Raw genomic sequence first — 15886 nt, 5'->3', positions numbered from 1 at the left:
ATATCTGGCGTTGACTTTTGGCACGCTGTTGAGTTCTCAAGGAACGGACACTTCCTTCAAGCCGCTCTCGCAAGCTCTCCGGGCGCTTCGTTCTTACTTCGTAAAGCTTATCAGATCAGTTTCACTCCGATTTACCGGAGTTCATCTTCTCGACTCACTCAGCCGCCCCTCTCGGCGCGACTCCGGAACTGTACGGGTAGCGGCCCGTCGCAAGCAAATCGGCTCGTCCGGCATTCTGGGGGCCGACCTGAGGGAGGAATGGCCATGGACATGGTCAAGAAGTTGGGCGGCGCTCTGAGTGCCGAGCCGGCAGCGGTCGGCGGGGATCCCGGTCACCATCGGCTCGTCCTGCCGGGCTCCAGGACGCCCGTCGTCGTCGACCTGGTGGCCGGTGCGCCGGCCACTCCCCCGCACCGGGTGACCGTGCTGCTGCCCGGCGGCGGGCTCAACGTCACCGCGAGCTACTGCACCGCCCGGGACAGCCGCAGCCTGGCCCGCTTCCTCACCGATCACGGGCACCTCGTCATCGGCATCACGCCCCGCGAGGACGCGCTGACGCTGCCGGACATCGATCCGCTCTGCGTCGACTGGGGCCTGGCCGCCCACCGGCGTGACGTCCAGCCGGTACTCGCCGCCATCGACGAGGCGCTCGGCCTGCCGTACGACCTGCTCGGGCACTCGGCCGGCGCCGCCCTCGCCCTCGACACCGCGGCGCAAGCCGACGCACACCCGCGCCGCGTCATCGTCCTGGACACCACGGGCCCCTATGACCCGGAGGTCGAGCCGGAACTGGCCGCCCGCGCCGACGTGCTCACCACCGCGCTCCAGGAGCAGCTCGCCCAAGGGCTCCACGTCGTCGACCCGGGGCTCAAGGCGCTGTTCGCCCGGGCCACCGCCGACCCCGAGGGCCGCAGCCCGGTCCCCCGTCCGGGCGGCGGCGCGACCTTCGGCAACCTCGGCCTGTTGCACTACGCGCTGACCCACACCAACCGACTGCCCGGCCCGGCGAACTGGATCTACCACCGCGGCCACAGCAGCGGCGACTTCGAGTTCGGCGCCACGGCGGCCGCCGACCGCTTCACGCTCGACCGCACGCCGCTCGACGTCTGGCGCCGGGCGATCGCCGCGCTCGGCAGCGGTGTCCAGCCGACCGCCCTGCTGCGGGACCTGGCCGCCGTGTGGGCCGGACGCACCGACGTGTACCGGATCGACTGGTCGGCGATCCGCGCTGACGTGAGGTGGGTGAACACCGAGCTGGGCCGGGGCGACCACGGCCTCGGGGCCCGGCTGATCCGGGCGGGCGGGGCTCGGGTCGACTACCGGGTGGTCCCGGGCTACGGCCACGGGGACATCGTCTGGGCGCCCACTGCCGAACAGGAGGTCTGGCCTCTGCTGCTCGACTGAGTGCTGAGCACTGAGTGCTGAGTGGGGAACGAAGAACGGCCGGCCGGGGACGGTGTCCCGGGCCGGCCGCTCTTCGTGGCGACGTGGCGACGTGGCGACGGCAGGATCAGGCCGCGCGGCCCAGCTCCTCCGCGATCGCCGCCGCGAAAGCGTCGATGTCCGCCTCCGTGGTGTCGAACGAGGTCATCCAGCGCACCTCGCCGGTGTGCTCGTTCCAGAAGTAGAAGCGGTAACGCTTCTGCAGCCGCTCGCTGACCTCGCGCGGCAGGATCGCGAAGACCGCGTTGGCCTCCACCGGGCGGACCAGGGTGACGCCCTCGATCGCCTTGACCGCCGCCTCCAGGCGCTTGGCCATCGCGTTGGCGTGGCCCGCGTTGCGCAGCCAGAGGTCGCCGGTGAGCAGGGCCTCGAACTGCACGGAGACGAAGCGCATCTTCGAGGCGAGCTGCATCGACATCTTGCGCAGGTACTTGATGTTCCGGACCTTCTCCGGGTTCAGCACCACCACGACCTCGCCGAGCAGCAGGCCGTTCTTGGTCCCGCCGTAGGAGAGCACGTCGACGCCGGCATCGGTGGTGAACTCACGGAACGGGCGGCCGAGCGAGGCGGCCGCGTTGGCCAGCCGCGAGCCGTCCATGTGGACGAGCATGCCGCGCTCGTGGGCGTGCTCGCAGATCGCCCGGACCTCCTCGGCGGTGTAGAGGGTGCCGAGTTCGGTGTTCTGGGCGATGGAGACGGCGAGCGGGGCGGCCCGGTGCTCGTCGTCCCAGCCCCAGGCCTGCTGGTCGATCAGCTCGGGGGTGAGCTTCCCGTCCAGGGAGGGCACGGTGAGCAGCTTGATCCCGGCGACCTTCTCCGGCGCCCCGCACTCGTCGACGTTGATGTGCGCGCTCTGGGCCGCGATCACCGCGCCCCAGCGGGGCAGCAGGGCCTGCAGCGCGACCACGTTGGCGCCGGTGCCGTTGAAGACGGGGTAGGCCTCGGCCTGCTCGCCGAAGTGCTTCTTGAAGACCGACTGCAGGTGCTCGGTGTACTGGTCCTCGCCGTAGGCGATCTGGTGGCCGTCGTTGGCCAGGGCGATCGCGGCGAGGATCTCGGGGTGGATGCCGGCGTAGTTGTCGCTGGCGAACCCTCGGACGGCGGGGTCGTGCCGCCGCTGTGCATCAGTCGCCCGGGCGTCGGTACGGGCGTCGGTGCGGGCATCGCGAGGGGTCATCGGGCTGTCAACCACAGGTGCTGTCCGTTCAGTTCTGCTGCGGGGCGGTCCCAGAGGGCCGCCAGCTGGTCGGCAAGATCGGCGGTGGCGGTGAAACCGGTGAACTTGGCCTCCGGCTTCTCGGCCCGCATCTCGGGAGTTAGCAGGGCCTTGATCACCAGGATGACGGCTGCGGCGGTGGGGGCGCCGTCCTCGGCGGTGGTCTCCTTGACGAAGGAGTTGGCCATCGCCAGGGTCCAGGCCTCGGCCGCGGCCTTGGCCGCCGCGTAGGCCGCGCCGCCGGCGGTCGGCTTGTGTGCGGCGGATGCCGAGATGATCGCGTACCGGCCGGCCGTGCTGCGCAGCAGCGCGGGCTGGAAGGCAAGCGAGGTGTGCTGCAGGGTGCGGACCACCCGGTCGTGCAGGAAGTCCCAGTCGTCGATCCGCGAGTCGTGGAAGGTCTTGCTGCCGCGCCAGCCGCCGACCAGGTGGAGCAGGCCGTCGACCTGGCCGTACTCGGACTCCAGGTGGTCGGCCCAGTCGTGCACCTCCTGCGGGTCGAGCAGGTCGATCACCTGGCTGGTGATCCGCGCGCCCGGCACGGCGGTGCGCACACCGGCCGTGACCGCGTCGAGGCGCTGCTGGTCGATGTCGGCGGCGATCAGCACGGCGCCGCCGGCGGCGAGCCGGCGCAGGGTCGCCTGGCCCGCCGGGCCGCTGGCGCCGGCGACGGCAATCACCTTGTCCTTGACCCCGGCGTTGTCGATACCGGCGGCCTGGGCGTTCGTCGAGTCGAAGGTGCTCATGCGGCGACCGCCTCGGTGCCGGCGCCGGTGATGCCCGCGGTGGCGGCGATCACCGAGGAGAGCTTCTTGGCCAGGGCCTCGTAGAACATGCTCAGCGGGAACTCGTCCGGGTGGACGGCGTCGCAGAGCGCCTTGTTGAGCGCCTTGCCGTCCAGGTCCAGCGGGAGCGCCGCGGCGCCCTTGGCCCAGGTGGAGGCCGGGTGCGGGGTGAGGTAGCGGGAGACCAGCTCGTAGGCGGCGATCCAGTGGGCGGTCTTCGGGCGGTCGATGCCGGCCCGGTAGAGCGCCTCGATCTCGGCGCAGAGCGCGTTGGTCACCTCGGCGACCCGGTCCCAGTCGATGCTGAGCCGGTTGTCGCGCCAGCGCAGCGCGTCGTGCTGGTGCAGGTAGGCGAAGAGCAGCTGGCCGCCCATGCCGTCGTAGTTGCGCACCCGGCCACCGGTGACGGGGAAGCGGAAGAGGCGGTCGAAGAGGATCGCGTACTGGACGTCGCGGCCCTGCTCGTAGCCCTCGGCCTCCAGCTTGACGGCCTCCTTGAAGGCGGTCAGGTCACAGCGCAGCTCCTCCAGGCCGTACATCCAGAACGGGCTGCGCTGCTTGATCATGAACGGGTCGAACGGCAGGTCGCCGTGGCTGTGGGTGCGGTCGTGCACCAGGTCCCAGAGGACGAAGGTCTGCTGGGCGCGGGCCTGGTCGTTGATCAGCTCGGTGGCGTCGGCGGGGATCTCCAGGCCGAGCAGGTCCACCGCGGAGGTGGAGACGGCGCGGAACCGGGCGGCCTCGCGGTCGCAGAAGATGCCGCCCCAGGTGAAGCGCTCGGGGGCCTCGCGGACCGCGACGGTCTCCGGGAAGAGGACGGCGGAGTTGGTGTCGTAGCCGGCCGTGAAGTCGGTGAAGGTGATCGGCACGAACATCGGGTTGTCGAAGCGGGTGCGCTCCAGCTCGGCCAGCCAGTCGGGCCAGACCACCTGGAGGAGGACGGCCTCCAGGTTGCGGTCCGGGTTGCCGTTCTGGGTGTACATCGGGAACACGACCAGGTGGCCGAGGCCGTCGACGCGCTGGGCGGCGGGCTGGAAGGCGAGCAGCGAGTCCAGGAAGTCGGGCTCGCGGTAGCCGGTCTCGGCCCACTTGCGCAGGTCGGCCTGGACGGCCTCCAGGTAGGCGGCGTCGTGCGGGAAGAGCGGCGCGAGTTCCTGGATCGCCCCGAGCACGGTGTCGAGCAGCGGGTCGACGGCGTGCCGCTGGACCGTGGAGAGGTCGATCGAGCCGTCCTTCGACTGCAGCGGACGCAGCGCCTCGACGGTCTGCTTCAGCCGTTGCCAGGCGGGGTGTTCGGCCAGGGGCGCCGCCGGAAGGTCGGCCGCCACCGCGAGGTTCGACGAAAGATTCTGCATGGGAGACCCGCTTCGACAGAAGTTATTGAATCAAGGACACGATAAAAGCGAAAGGTTCTCCTGTTCAAGGGGGGATCGATGAGAGATCCTCCACGCCGTGCCACGGCTGCCCGGAATCCTTCCGGCGCCCAGCATGTGGACAGCTTGCTGGGACGACCTTCACCCGCGGCGCTCCCCCGTCGCCACCGGGGAGGGCCAGTCGGCCGTCGCGCCCAAGACGCCCCGGCAGCGCCGAGCTTGCCGCCCCCGGCGCGTGATTTCGGCCTTCGACTCCCCTACACCTCTATACGCCCCCGCACGCGCCCTGCTGTCGGGCCAGCGCGGTGGGTGATCGTGGTGCCATCCCCGTTCAGCGCGGGTACGAGGGGGCACCGATGCACGGACCGGCTGTGCTCAGTTGGCTGCTGGCGCTGCTGACCACCGCGACCGGGGGCCTCTGCCTGCTTCGGCTGCGCCGCCCGCCGGGGTGCACGGCGAGCCCGATGGGCCGGGGCGGGGCAGCGGGCCGGGGCGACGCGGCGGGACACCGCGGCGGCCGCGGATCGGACGCGGCGGAGGCCGCGATGGCGCTGGGCACGGCGGCGATGATCGCGCTGGGCGGACGGCTGCCGCCGCCGCTCTGGGTCGGGCTCTTCGGACTGCTGGGCGCGGCTTCGCTCTGCGCCGCCGCCGGACGGCGGGCCGGCGGGCACCGGGCCCACCGCCTGCACCACGCGGTGGGGGCCGCCGCGATGGTCTACATGGCGCTGGCGATGGGCCGCGCGCCGCGGCCCGCGCACCCGGGGATGGCGATGGCGATGCCGATGGGGCTGCCCGCACTGACCGGGCTGCTGCTTGTCTACTTCGGCTGCTACACGCTCTGGTCGGGCAGTCGCCTGCTCACCGTGCCGGGACACCCGGACGTCGCGACGGCGGGCTGGCCGCCCGGGCCGCTCCCCGAGGCCTGCCGACTCGCCATGGGGGTCGGGATGTTCGCGATGCTGCTGGCGCTCTGAACACCGCGGGTGGTGTTGTTGGTCACTGCCGAGGCGCGGCGGTTCCACGCAGTCCGGTGAACGCCTAGATTGAGCCACAGCGTTCGGTCACGCCTTTCCCTGGTCGGTCACGCCTTTCCCTGGGGGGACCCACTGCCATGACGGCCCTGCTCGGCCTGCTGCTGCTCGGTGCGCTGCTCGCCACCGCCGGCCCGCTCCTGCTGACCCGGGCCGGCTGGGTCGAGCGGGAACCGGTGCTCGCGCTGCTGGTCTGGCAGTGCCTGGTGATCGCGGTGCTGCTCTGCTGCCTGCTGAGCCTGCTGCTGGCCCTCTCGGCCTCGCTGTCAGGGGTGCGCGCGCTGCTCTTCACCGGCGCCCCGCACGGTGTGGAGGCGGCCTACGGGCTGGCCGGCGCCGAGGGTTGGGGGCGGCTGTGTGCGGCGTTGCTGGCGCTCGGCGGGCTGCGCACCGCGCTCTCGCTGACCCGCGAGATCCGTGCCGCCCGGGCGCTGCGCGATCACCGGCATGCCGAACTGTCGGACCGGGCACCGGAGTTGCCGGCCGGTGTCGGGCACTCGCCGGCCCGCAGGGAGCGGCTGGTGGTGCTGGAGAACATCCGGCCCGAGGCCTGGTCACTGCCCGGGCCGCAGTCCCGTCTGGTGGTCACCACCGGCGCGCTCAGCCGACTCACCGACCGCGAGCTGGCGGCCGTGCTCAGCCATGAGCGCGGGCACGTCCGGGCCCGGCACCACTGGCTGGCGCAGTGCGCCCAGGCGCTCGCGGCGGGCTTTCCCGGGGTCGGGGTGTTCAGCGCGTTCCGGGACCAGGTGGGCGAGTTGGTGGAGCTCGCCGCGGACGACCGGGCCGCACGCCGGCACGGGCGGCTGATCACGGCCCACGCGATGGTCGAACTCAACGCCGGGCGCGGGGTCTTCGGGAACTGCCCGGGAGAGGGTGCGCCCGGTCAGCTGGCCCAGGCGCCGCGCCGGGTGGACCGGCTGCTGATCGGGGCGCCCCGGCTCCCGGTGGTCAGCCGGCTGCGCCTGACGGCCCTGGCGGTGGCGGCGCCGGTCGCCGTGCTGCTGCTCGCCGTACTGCCGGGCCTGACCGCTCTGCGCTGAGCCGTTCCCCGCCGGGCGGCCGACCACGGAGGCGTGCTGATGTCCGTCAGTCGCAGGCGACTTGACGGTCCGTCAGCACGCGGGCGAGCACCTCGCGGTGCAGCGGCCGGGCGGCCTCGTAGCGCTCGTGTCCGGCCGCCGAGAGCGTGACGTAGATGCCCCGCCGGTCCAGCTCGCACATCGCCCGCTGGACCAGCCCCGCCTTCTCCAGGCGGCCGATCAGCCGGGACAGCGCGCTCTGGCTCAGGTGCACCTTCTCGGCGAGCTCCTGGACCCGCAGCTCCGCGGGAGCCTCGGCCAGTCGCTCCAGCACTTCGAAGTCGCTCATGCCGAGCCCGAACTGCTCACCCAGCTCACGGTCCAGGGCGCAGGCGGTCGCCGCGTGGCGGGCCAGCAGATCGCGCCACGCGGAGACCAGGGCAGCCGGATCGGCGCCCTGACACAAGGACTCGCGGTCTTGTACGGACACCCGCACAGGTTACCACATGCACAGGCACTATATGAGTACACACTATATTCACTTGCATTGAGTGCACGTGCATGTAATCTCTTGCCCATGACCTCAGCACCCCATCACGCGGCAACGATTGACACCCGAAGGACTTCTGACGCACCGTCCGACGAACACCACTGGAGCCCACGACTCTGGGGCGCGCTGATCGTGCTCTGTGCCGCCCTCTTCCTGGACGCGCTGGACGTCTCGATGGTCGGCGTCGCGCTCCCCTCGATCGGCTCCGACCTCAAGCTCTCCACGTCCGCGCTGCAGTGGGTGGTCTCCGGTTACGTGCTCGGCTACGGCGGGCTGCTGCTGCTCGGCGGCCGGGCGGCCGACCTGCTGGGCCGGCGCCGGGTCTTCCTGATCGCGCTCGCGGTCTTCGCCGCCGCCTCACTGCTCGGCGGCCTGGTCGACAACGGCGGCCTGCTGATCGCCGCCCGCTTCCTCAAGGGAGCCAGCGCCGCGTTCACCGCACCCGCCGCGCTCTCGATCATCACCACCACCTTCCCCGAGGGTCCCGCCCGCAACAAGGCGCTGTCGATCTTCACCACCTGCGGCGCCAGCGGCTACTCGCTCGGCCTGGTGCTCAGCGGCCTGCTCACCTCGGTGGGCTGGCGCTGGACCTTCCTGATGCCGGTGCCGGTGGCCCTGATCGCCCTGGTCTTCGCGATCCGACTGCTCCCCCGGCACGCCCACGAGCAGCGGGACGGCGGCTACGACGTGGCCGGCGCGATCACCGGCACCGCCGCACTGCTGCTGCTGGTCTACACCGTCACCGAGGCGCAGGCAGCCGGCTGGGCGAGCCTGCGCACCATCGGCTCGCTGGTCGCCGTGCTGCTGCTCGGCGCGGCCTTCCTGCTGATCGAGCAGCGCACCGCGCACCCGCTGGTGCGCCTGGGCATCTTCCGCAACGGCAGCGTGGCGCGGGCCAACGCGGCGGCCCTCACGCTGATGGGCTCCTACGCGGGCTTCCAGTTCGTCGTGGCGCTCTACCTGCAGCGGGTGCTCGGCTGGTCGGCCCTGGAGATGGGCTTCGCCCTGTTGCCGGCCGGCGCACTGGTCGCCCTGTCGGCCACCAGGATGGGCGCCATCGTGGACCGCTACGGCACCGGCAAGCTGCTGCCGCTGGGCGGCCTGGCGATGGTGCTCGGCTACGCGCTCTTCCTGCGGCTGGGCACCCACAGCACCTTCGCCGCCCTGGTACTGCCGAGCATGGTGCTGCTCGGCATCGGCTTCGCGCTCTTCTACCCCTCGGCCAACATCGCCGCCACCAACGGCGTGGCCGACGAGGAGCAGGGGCTGGCCTCCGGCCTGGTGAACACCGCGATGCAGATCGGCAACGCGCTGGTGCTGGCCGTGACCACCGCCGTGATCACCGCCGGCAGCCATGGCGGCACCAGCGCCGGCTCCCAACTGGACGGCTACCGGCCCGGGTTGCTGCTGGTCACCGGAGTCGCCCTGGTGGGCCTGCTGGTCACCGCGACCGGTGCGCTGCTGGACCGGCGACGGGCGGGAACGCGGCACTCGGTGCCGGACTACGATTACGGTCGGCTCGGCGCCGATGCGGCACTGCCGGAGCAGGTCAGGTCGACCGAGCAGGTCTGACCGGCCGACCCGGTCCAGCGTGTGACTCACCGGCCCACCGGGCGGCGGACGCCGCCCGGTGGGCATCGGTCTCACCAGTCCCCCGTTCTGGTGAGACCGACACCAGTGTCCGCGTCCGCCCCGCACCCGGCGCTGCTTCGGGTACGGGCAGTCGGCGACGCCCGAGCCGGCAGTATATTGGCCCGGAGTCAACCAACCTACGGAGCTGACACGATGGCACCTCGCGGGGAATCGGTCAACGAGGAGATGCGGCTACGCTCCCGCCGCCGCCTGATGCGGGCCACCGTGGAACTCGTGGACCAGCACGGATACTCCGCGACCACGCTGGCCGACATCGCCGAGCAGGCAGGGCTGGCCCGCGGTCTGGTGTCGTACTACTTCGACGGCAAACGACTCTTGATGCAGGCGGCCACCCACCGCTTGATGCACCTGGAACTGGCCGCCGCGCTCGCCCCGCTGCCCGGCGACGCCTCGCCGCAGTGCCGGCTGGCCACCGCGATCGACGCGGTGCTGAACACCGCGCTGGACCATCCCCGGGTGATGCGCTCGCATCTGGCGCTGATCCTCGACCCGGACGTCGGCGACTTCGTGCAGGACCCGGAGCAGCGGCAACTGGGCGCGCTCCTGCGGGAGGTGCTGGCGGACTGGGGAGCCGGGGATCCGATCGCCGAGCACGCGGTGCTGCGCAGCGCGCTGATGGGTGGCTGCATCGGCCTGCTGCTGCCCGGGGCGCAGACCCCGCTGCCGCCGATCCGGGCCGACCTGTTCGCCCGCTACGACCTGCCCTGGGAGCTCGGCCGGCCACCGCAACCGCAGGCACCGAGCCGACCGCACTGGGCGCCGCAGGAGCCCACGGCACCCTGACCGCCCCCACCCCGATCGCCCGGGACGGCCCCAGAACTTGTGGAGCAGGCCGGAGTTCAGCTCTCCGCGAGGATCGAGGCGAGCAGGTCGATGGTGCGCTCCGGGGTCAGGCTGTCCACGCAGAGCCGCTCCATCACCTGCACGTATGCGTCGACGTCGTCGCGCTTGTCCAGGTAGAGCGCGCTGGTGAGTTGCTCCAGGTAGACCACGTCGGCCAGGTCCTGTTCCGGAAAGCGCAGGATGCTGAACGCGCCGCTCTCACCGGCGTGCGCGCCGAACCGGAACGGCATCACCTGGATCACCACGTTGGGCTGCTCGGCGACGTCGATCAGGTACTGGAGCTGACCGCGCATCACCTTCGGCCCGCCGACCGGACGGCGCAGCGCCGCCTCGTCGATCACCGCCCACAGCCGCGGCCCCTGACCCTCCGTCAGCAGCTTCTGGCGGCGCAGTCGCAGGCCGACCAGGCGCTCGATCTCCTCGTCGCTGAGCACCGGACGGCTCTGCCCGAAGACCGCGCGGGCGTAGTCCTCGGACTGCAGCAGCCCCGGGATGAACTGCACCTCGTAGGTGCGGATCAACGAGGCGGCCTCCTCCAGGCCGACGTAGGTCTGGAACCAGCCGGGCAGGACGTCGCTGAAGCTGTGCCACCAACCGGACTTGTTGGCCTCGCGGACCAGGCCGAGCAGCGATTCGCGCTCCTCGCCGTCGGTCACGCCGTAGAGGCTGAGCAGGTCGGCGACGTCCCGCTCCTTGAAGCTGACCCGGCCCAGTTCCATCCGGCTGATCTTGGACTCGGAGGCACGGATCGCGTAACCGGCGTCCTCGCGCGTGATGTTCCGGCTCTCGCGCAGTCGGCGCAGCTGGGAGCCCAGGAGGATACGGCGCACCATGGAACCGCCGCCGGGCTGCGCTGTGGTCATGCCGTGGGAACCTCCGCGTCGGGAAACAGCGCACAGTCTGCCATCACTTGGCCGCTCACAGTGCGTGTAGTGGCAGAAGGATCTATCAATTTTGCATCAGCACGTCCATCGGCACGTTCCGCTGCACGTGCATCCGGCTCATGCATATGCCAATCGGCCAACTGCACGTGAATCGACTCTTGCATCTGCCGTGAGCGCAGAGCACGATGGTGCACGTGCAGTTGCACGCCCCTTGGATCCCCGCGGGCTTCGTCGTCGACCGTGCGCAGTTGGTCGGGACGAGGACCAGGCGGCCGAGCGAGTCGGAGGTGACCGGCATGACCCCGCCGGGTCCAGCCGTGTCCGCCCCCTTATGGGAGGAGCTCTTCATGGGCACCGGTGCGGCCCTGGCCGTCGATCCTGACGTTGTGACGTGTACCCTCGCGCCCCGCTACGACGCGGTGAAGACAGCTCGCGATTTCACCAGAACGACCCTGCTCCGCTGGGGCCTTGAGAATCTCTTCGACGATGTGGCACTGGTCTCCTCGGAGCTGGTGACCAACGCGCTGCGCCACGCGATAGGCCAGCCGACCGTCGCCGACCTGGCGGAGGCCTGCTGTCCGAGCTCGGCGCTGGCCGGGTTCCCGGTGCAGGCGGGCAACGGCCGCGCGCCCGAGGGGCAGGGACAGGCGGCGGAAGGCCGGCTGCCGGTCCGGCTCAGTCTGGTCCACCGTGCCTCCCAACTGGTCTGCGCGGTCAGCGATCCGAGCACCGAGGGCCCGGTGACCCGGGAGGCGGACTTCGTCGCCGAGTCGGGCCGCGGACTGCACCTGGTCGACTCCTTCAGCCAGTCCTGGGGCTGGCACCCGCTGGCCTCCGGGGCCGGGAAGGTGGTCTGGGCCCTGTTCCAGGCCGACGAACCGTCAGCAGAGGTACCAGGTCTGGCCGCTGACGCGATGTCAGCGATGACCGCCTCGGCCGGACGCCACCGCCGCTCCGCCTAGGGACCACGCCGTGCACCACGGGGCACCTCCCGGTCGATGGCCGGGAGAGTCGCGCCTGTGCGCGGCGTTTCGCTGTTCCCTGGCGTGCCGGCCACGCCGTCCATGCCAGCCACGCCGCCCATGCCGTTCGCTGAACAGCCGGCACCGCACGAGCCACCGCACCGGCCCGGACACGTCGAACGCCGCCGCGGCACGGACCCCCACGACGGCGTGTTTTCGTGTCACCGGACCAGCCGGGCCCTCAGGCCACCAGGTGGTCGAACTCCCCGTCCTTGACACCGAGCAGCATCGCCTCGATCTCGTCACGCGTGTAGATGAGCGCCGGACCGTCCGGGAAGCGCGAGTTGCGCATCGCGACCGCACCGTCGGGGAGGGCGGCGAACTCCACGCAGTTCCCCTTGGAGTTGCTGTGCCGACTCTTCTGCCAGACCACACCGTCGAGGTCCGCAGCCGCCATGCCGTTGTACGTGTGGTGCATAGAAATCTCCCAAGAGCCTGGAGTGCTCGTACTACTCGGCGCCCGACCGCTTCGGCCGCCGGCCGCCTCCGGCTCGTACGGGCAGGGCTGGTGCCTTACTAGTCGTAATAATAACGCTAATGCACGTGCATCGGCATGTGATTTTGCGCGTGCAGAAGCCTGTACGACAGGTGACCAAACCGAGCCCTGGAGGCCTTGTCAGGTCCACCGAATCGGACATCTGTTGGCAAATCGCTCAATGATCCGTAACCCGGCGTCGGCAAACCGGCCGGCCAGCCTGACCGGTTCGACCATTGACACCCGCCACAAATGATCAACTTCGCAGCCAATTCCTCACACTCCGTCACATTCGCACCAAGGGCTGAGGGTTTTCACGCGACTTGTCCGGATTGGGGGCCCGCCGGTGTCGAATCCGCTCTCCCACCAGGACGTGTTGGAGTGCCTGGCCGGATGCGGGGCGATGGCGCGCATGTCCTACGATCTCCGGCATGAGCACTGCAGCCATCCCGGGCGCACCACTGCCCGTCCGCACGCCAGGCTCCCGCGCGCGGGGGCGCCACCGTCGGCCCGAAAGGCCCGAGGTGCCGATCGGCGCGCCGGCGCTCGTGCTCGCCGTCCCGGCCGAGGCCGGCCCGGCCGCGGTGGCGCTGGTGGACGAACTGGTCTCGATGATCCGCTTCGAGCAGCCGGGCATCGAGGTGGCGGCCGGCTGGCTGCGCACCGCCCCGGCGGCGGAGCAGGACCCGACCGACAGCGAGCCGGCCCCGGATCTGCGGGAGCCGGGCGCCGATGAGCAGGGGGCGGCGGCGCCGACGACCCGGCCGACCGCGACGGTCGAGGAGCTGATCTCCTGGGCGCTGGCGGCCGGACGACCCGCGCCGGTGCTGGTGCCGCTACTGCCCGGCCCGCACGACTACCTGATGGACCTGCACGCGCTGGCCACCGAGACCGGCGCCCTGCTGACCGACGCGCTCGGCCCGCACCCGCTGCTGGCGGAGGCCGTGCACGTGCGCCTCTCCGAGGCCGGCCTGGCCCGCGCCGACCGCGCCCGGCTCTTCGCCATCACCACCGCCGCCGACGGCGTGGTGCTGATCACCACCGGCGGCCAGGCCGCCGCCGACGCCGCCGGCATCACCGGCGTGCTGCTCGCCGCCCGCCTGGCGGTGCCGGTGGTCTCCGCCGCGCTGGACGTGCCGGGCTCGGTGGCCGACGCGGTCGACCACCTGCGGGCCACCGGCTCGCAGCGGCCGGCGCTGGCCCCGCTGGTGATCGGCCCGGAGGCCGACGAGCAGTTGCTGCTCGCCGCCGCCGCGGAGACCGGTTGCGAGAGCGCGGCCGTGCTGGGCGCCTACCCGACGATCGGTCAGCTGGTCGCCTCGGCGTACCTGGCCGCGCTGCCGGTCCCGGCGGTCGAGGAGGCTCCCGTCGAGGAGGCCCCGGACGACCAGGCCGCTGCGGGCGAGTGACCCGCTAGACGGCGAGTCAGCACGAGACAACACCAGATAGCGGACAAGGCCCTGGCCCTGCCCCCGGCGCGAGCGCTGGGGGCAGGGCCGGCGGCATGTCCGGCCACGGCACCGGGGCGGCCGGGTCCGGGCCCGGGGCGGCGAGAACGGCCCCTGAGGCCTCCCTCACGGCCCGGAAAGGGCGGGCGGGCTCGCGGCCGGACGGGCCACCTCCCCGGCAACGCCCAGGCGACCGGCAGGTGACGGCCCGGCGGCGGTGCGGGGCGCTCGGCGCGACTCCCGAGGGGGCGGCAGCAGGCGGTTCGCGGTGGCGACCTGACGGAGTGACAGAAGGTGCAAAACGGACATTCGGTTGATGTCGGCCAGTCACGCCGCGCTGCGCCGGATGAGACTTTGGTCCTGCCCCGAGCCGTTCCCGCAAGACGAATTTCCAAGATCCCCAAGAGATCTCCACACCCGGAAAGCGGACGGACCATCAGCACCGCGCGCCCTGAAGGAGCGCCATCTCCCGAACCCCAGGCGTCAGTTGCGCACCACGCCCGGACCACTCCTCCGACGCCCCCTCAGTTGTGCCGCCGGAGCGATCTTGAAGCTCCCGTGAAGTGCCTGTGACGGCCGTCACAGCTGTTTGCGGTTTCAACTTATCTCTGTCTAACGTGCTCCCCGTTCGTGGTCACACGGACCCAGCGCAACCGGACGCCTAGTCCTGCCACCGGCCGCGCTGGCAGCGCGAAAACGCAACCACGGCAGGAGCGGGGGAACCAGGTAAGCCGCTCCGGCGCCGGTCTTCGGACCAGGTGCCCGGGGCTAGGGGTGAAGCCGCGCAGCGCGCGGCCGGGCAACTCCAGCCCGAATCCGACAGCTCACCTCGCAGGCGTAGGAGAGGATCGCGTCTTCATGCTGCCCACTTCCGGCACGACCCGTCCGTCCCGTAACGCCCGTCGGGTGATCGCGGCCACCGGTCTGCTCGGCCTCGGTCTGACCCTGCCGTGCATCACCGCCACCACCGCCAACGCGGCGCCGGTCTCCACCTGGGACAAGGTCGCCCAGTGCGAGAGCACCGGCGACTGGAGCATCAACACCGGCAACGGCTACTACGGCGGCCTCCAGTTCAGCGCCTCCACCTGGGCCGCCTACGGCGGCACCCAGTACGCGGCCCAGGCCAACCAGGCCACCAAGGACCAGCAGATCGCCGTCGCCGAGAAGGTGCTGGCCGACCAGGGCCCCGGCGCCTGGCCCGTCTGCTCGATCCAGGCCGGCCTGACCGCGGGCGGCCCCGCCCCGGCCATCAACCCCGGCGGCTCGACCAGCTCCTCCGCGGCCACCACCAGCGCCCCGGCCCCCAGCACCCCCGCCCCGAGCGCCCCGGCGCAGAGCAGCGGCTCGCACCAGGGCGGCTCGGACCACGGCAACTGGGGCCACTGGAACCACTCCCAGGGCGACCAGAGCTACACCGTGAAGGCCGGTGACTGGCTCTCCACCATCGCCAACACCCACCACGTGGACGGTGGCTGGCAGAAGCTCTACGACCTCAACAAGTCGGTCCTGACCCAGGGTCCGGACCTCCTGTACCCGGGCGAGCACCTGTCGCTCGGCACCCAGGCCGCCCCGGCCACCCAGGCCCCCGCCAGCACCCCGGCGCCCGCCCCGGCCCCGGCGGTCACCGCCCAGACCACCGCCGCCACCAGCGCGCCGGCCGCGACCGGCTCGATGGCCGCCGCGATCAGCTTCGCCGAGTCCCAGGTCGGCCAGGCCTACATCTACGGCGGCACCGGCAACGGCGGCTGGGACTGCTCCGGCCTGACCCAGGCCGCGATGGCGAAGGCCGGGATCTCCATCCCCCGCGTCGCCGCCGACCAGGCCGCCGCCAGCACCCCGGTGTCGATGAACAGCCTGCAGCCGGGCGACCTGCTGTTCTGGTCGAACAACGGCCAGGACTCGGGCGTCTACCACGTCGCCATCTACGTGGGCAACGGCCAGTTCGTCGAGGCCGCCAACCCGAGCGCGGGCGTGAAGTACGAGACCATCAGCAACTACGCCCCGGACTTCGCCGGCCGGGTCTGAACGACCTGACGGACGCGTGGTGAAGAACGCGTCCTGACGGGCACGTGCCGATCGGCACTCTCCGATCGCAACCGCAGGGCAGCCTGAAGGCCGCCTCCCCGAAGGGAGGCGGC

At 71.5% G+C, this 15886-nt stretch carries 14 protein-coding genes and 1 riboswitch; of the genes, 8 read left to right on the top strand and 6 right to left on the bottom strand.

Features of this window, described 5'->3' with window-relative positions; all coding sequences use genetic code 11:
- Nucleotides 1-264: 264 nt before the first annotated feature.
- Nucleotides 265-1404, top strand: coding sequence for an alpha/beta hydrolase (locus ABH937_RS32750; RefSeq protein WP_370220296.1), 1140 nt, complete (start codon nt 265-267; stop codon nt 1402-1404).
- A 106-nt stretch (nt 1405-1510) separates the two neighbouring features.
- Here the strand turns inward: ABH937_RS32750 and ABH937_RS32745 are convergent, their stop codons facing one another.
- Genes ABH937_RS32745 through ABH937_RS32735 form a run of 3 tightly spaced genes read right to left on the bottom strand, consistent with a single transcriptional unit; the run spans nt 1511 to nt 4799 of the window.
- A complete protein-coding gene (locus tag ABH937_RS32745) occupies nt 1511-2620 on the bottom strand; it encodes a low specificity L-threonine aldolase (protein ID WP_370220295.1) in 1110 nt (369 codons plus the stop codon).
- Nucleotides 2617-3405: an SDR family NAD(P)-dependent oxidoreductase gene (locus ABH937_RS32740; protein WP_280691936.1), complete on the bottom strand. Its 789-nt coding sequence runs from the start codon at nt 3403-3405 to the stop codon at nt 2617-2619. The genes ABH937_RS32745 and ABH937_RS32740 overlap by 4 nt, the downstream gene beginning before the upstream one ends.
- Nucleotides 3402-4799: a DUF6421 family protein gene (locus tag ABH937_RS32735; RefSeq protein ID WP_280691935.1), complete on the bottom strand. Its 1398-nt coding sequence runs from the start codon at nt 4797-4799 to the stop codon at nt 3402-3404. Before ABH937_RS32735 ends, ABH937_RS32740 begins: the two co-directional genes overlap by 4 nt.
- Nucleotides 4800-5173: 374 nt before the next feature.
- Here ABH937_RS32735 and ABH937_RS32730 point away from each other — a divergent pair, with 374 nt between their 5' ends.
- A complete protein-coding gene (locus ABH937_RS32730; protein WP_280691934.1) occupies nt 5174-5794 on the top strand; it encodes a DUF5134 domain-containing protein in 621 nt (206 codons plus the stop codon).
- Nucleotides 5795-5931: 137 nt separating this feature from the next.
- Nucleotides 5932-6894, top strand: coding sequence for a M56 family metallopeptidase (locus ABH937_RS32725; RefSeq protein ID WP_370220294.1), 963 nt, complete (start codon nt 5932-5934; stop codon nt 6892-6894).
- A gap of 46 nt (nt 6895-6940) precedes the next feature.
- Here the strand turns inward: ABH937_RS32725 and ABH937_RS32720 are convergent, their stop codons facing one another.
- Nucleotides 6941-7363, bottom strand: a complete 423-nt coding sequence (locus ABH937_RS32720) for a MarR family winged helix-turn-helix transcriptional regulator (RefSeq protein WP_370220293.1) — start codon at nt 7361-7363, stop codon at nt 6941-6943.
- Between the two features lie 87 nt (nt 7364-7450).
- On the opposite strand from ABH937_RS32720, the gene ABH937_RS32715 reads away from it, so the two are divergent.
- Nucleotides 7451-8995, top strand: a complete 1545-nt coding sequence (locus tag ABH937_RS32715; protein ID WP_370220292.1) for an MFS transporter — start codon at nt 7451-7453, stop codon at nt 8993-8995.
- Between the two features lie 213 nt (nt 8996-9208).
- Entirely contained in the window at nt 9209-9859 is a 651-nt protein-coding gene (locus ABH937_RS32710; RefSeq protein WP_370220291.1) for a TetR/AcrR family transcriptional regulator, read from the top strand.
- A gap of 56 nt (nt 9860-9915) precedes the next feature.
- Here ABH937_RS32710 and ABH937_RS32705 read toward each other — a convergent pair whose 3' ends face one another.
- Nucleotides 9916-10782, bottom strand: a complete 867-nt coding sequence (locus ABH937_RS32705) for a helix-turn-helix transcriptional regulator (protein WP_280691929.1) — start codon at nt 10780-10782, stop codon at nt 9916-9918.
- 368 nt (nt 10783-11150) lie between these two features.
- On the opposite strand from ABH937_RS32705, the gene ABH937_RS32700 reads away from it, so the two are divergent.
- Complete coding sequence (locus ABH937_RS32700; protein WP_280691928.1) at nt 11151-11765, top strand: ATP-binding protein; 615 nt, start codon at nt 11151-11153, stop codon at nt 11763-11765.
- A 241-nt stretch (nt 11766-12006) separates the two neighbouring features.
- Here the strand turns inward: ABH937_RS32700 and ABH937_RS32695 are convergent, their stop codons facing one another.
- Nucleotides 12007-12243, bottom strand: coding sequence for a DUF397 domain-containing protein (locus ABH937_RS32695; protein WP_280691927.1), 237 nt, complete (start codon nt 12241-12243; stop codon nt 12007-12009).
- A 488-nt stretch (nt 12244-12731) separates the two neighbouring features.
- Here ABH937_RS32695 and ABH937_RS32690 point away from each other — a divergent pair, with 488 nt between their 5' ends.
- Both ABH937_RS32690 and ABH937_RS32685 read left to right on the top strand, forming a co-directional pair.
- A complete protein-coding gene (locus ABH937_RS32690; RefSeq protein WP_370220289.1) occupies nt 12732-13709 on the top strand; it encodes a hypothetical protein in 978 nt (325 codons plus the stop codon).
- A 726-nt stretch (nt 13710-14435) separates the two neighbouring features.
- Nucleotides 14436-14599, top strand: a riboswitch (cyclic di-AMP (ydaO/yuaA leader).
- A 7-nt stretch (nt 14600-14606) separates the two neighbouring features.
- On the top strand, nt 14607-15773 hold the full coding sequence (locus ABH937_RS32685) for a transglycosylase family protein (protein ID WP_370220288.1): 1167 nt from the start codon (nt 14607-14609) through the stop codon (nt 15771-15773).
- The last annotated feature ends 113 nt before the right edge of the window (nt 15774-15886 follow it).

Origin of the sequence: Kitasatospora sp. GAS1066B (assembly GCF_041262605.1) — a bacterium.
Taxonomy (GTDB): Bacteria; Actinomycetota; Actinomycetes; order Streptomycetales; family Streptomycetaceae; genus Kitasatospora.
Note: the sequence above shows the minus strand (reverse complement) of the source record. Positions and strands in the feature narration are given on the sequence as shown.

Bases quoted from the DNA above. Each gene is read 5' to 3' on its own strand.
- ABH937_RS32750 (WP_370220296.1), top strand. From the start codon at position 265: ATGGACATGGTCAAGAAGTTGGGCGGCGCTCTGAGTGCCGAGCCGGCA.
- ABH937_RS32745 (WP_370220295.1), bottom strand. From the start codon at position 2,620: ATGACCCCTCGCGATGCCCGCACCGACGCCCGTACCGACGCCCGGGCG.
- ABH937_RS32740 (WP_280691936.1), bottom strand. From the start codon at position 3,405: ATGAGCACCTTCGACTCGACGAACGCCCAGGCCGCCGGTATCGACAAC.
- ABH937_RS32735 (WP_280691935.1), bottom strand. From the start codon at position 4,799: ATGCAGAATCTTTCGTCGAACCTCGCGGTGGCGGCCGACCTTCCGGCG.
- ABH937_RS32730 (WP_280691934.1), top strand. From the start codon at position 5,174: ATGCACGGACCGGCTGTGCTCAGTTGGCTGCTGGCGCTGCTGACCACC.
- ABH937_RS32725 (WP_370220294.1), top strand. From the start codon at position 5,932: ATGACGGCCCTGCTCGGCCTGCTGCTGCTCGGTGCGCTGCTCGCCACC.
- ABH937_RS32715 (WP_370220292.1), top strand. From the start codon at position 7,451: ATGACCTCAGCACCCCATCACGCGGCAACGATTGACACCCGAAGGACT.
- ABH937_RS32710 (WP_370220291.1), top strand. From the start codon at position 9,209: ATGGCACCTCGCGGGGAATCGGTCAACGAGGAGATGCGGCTACGCTCC.
- ABH937_RS32705 (WP_280691929.1), bottom strand. From the start codon at position 10,782: ATGACCACAGCGCAGCCCGGCGGCGGTTCCATGGTGCGCCGTATCCTC.
- ABH937_RS32700 (WP_280691928.1), top strand. From the start codon at position 11,151: ATGGGCACCGGTGCGGCCCTGGCCGTCGATCCTGACGTTGTGACGTGT.
- ABH937_RS32695 (WP_280691927.1), bottom strand. From the start codon at position 12,243: ATGCACCACACGTACAACGGCATGGCGGCTGCGGACCTCGACGGTGTG.
- ABH937_RS32690 (WP_370220289.1), top strand. From the start codon at position 12,732: ATGAGCACTGCAGCCATCCCGGGCGCACCACTGCCCGTCCGCACGCCA.
- ABH937_RS32685 (WP_370220288.1), top strand. From the start codon at position 14,607: ATGCTGCCCACTTCCGGCACGACCCGTCCGTCCCGTAACGCCCGTCGG.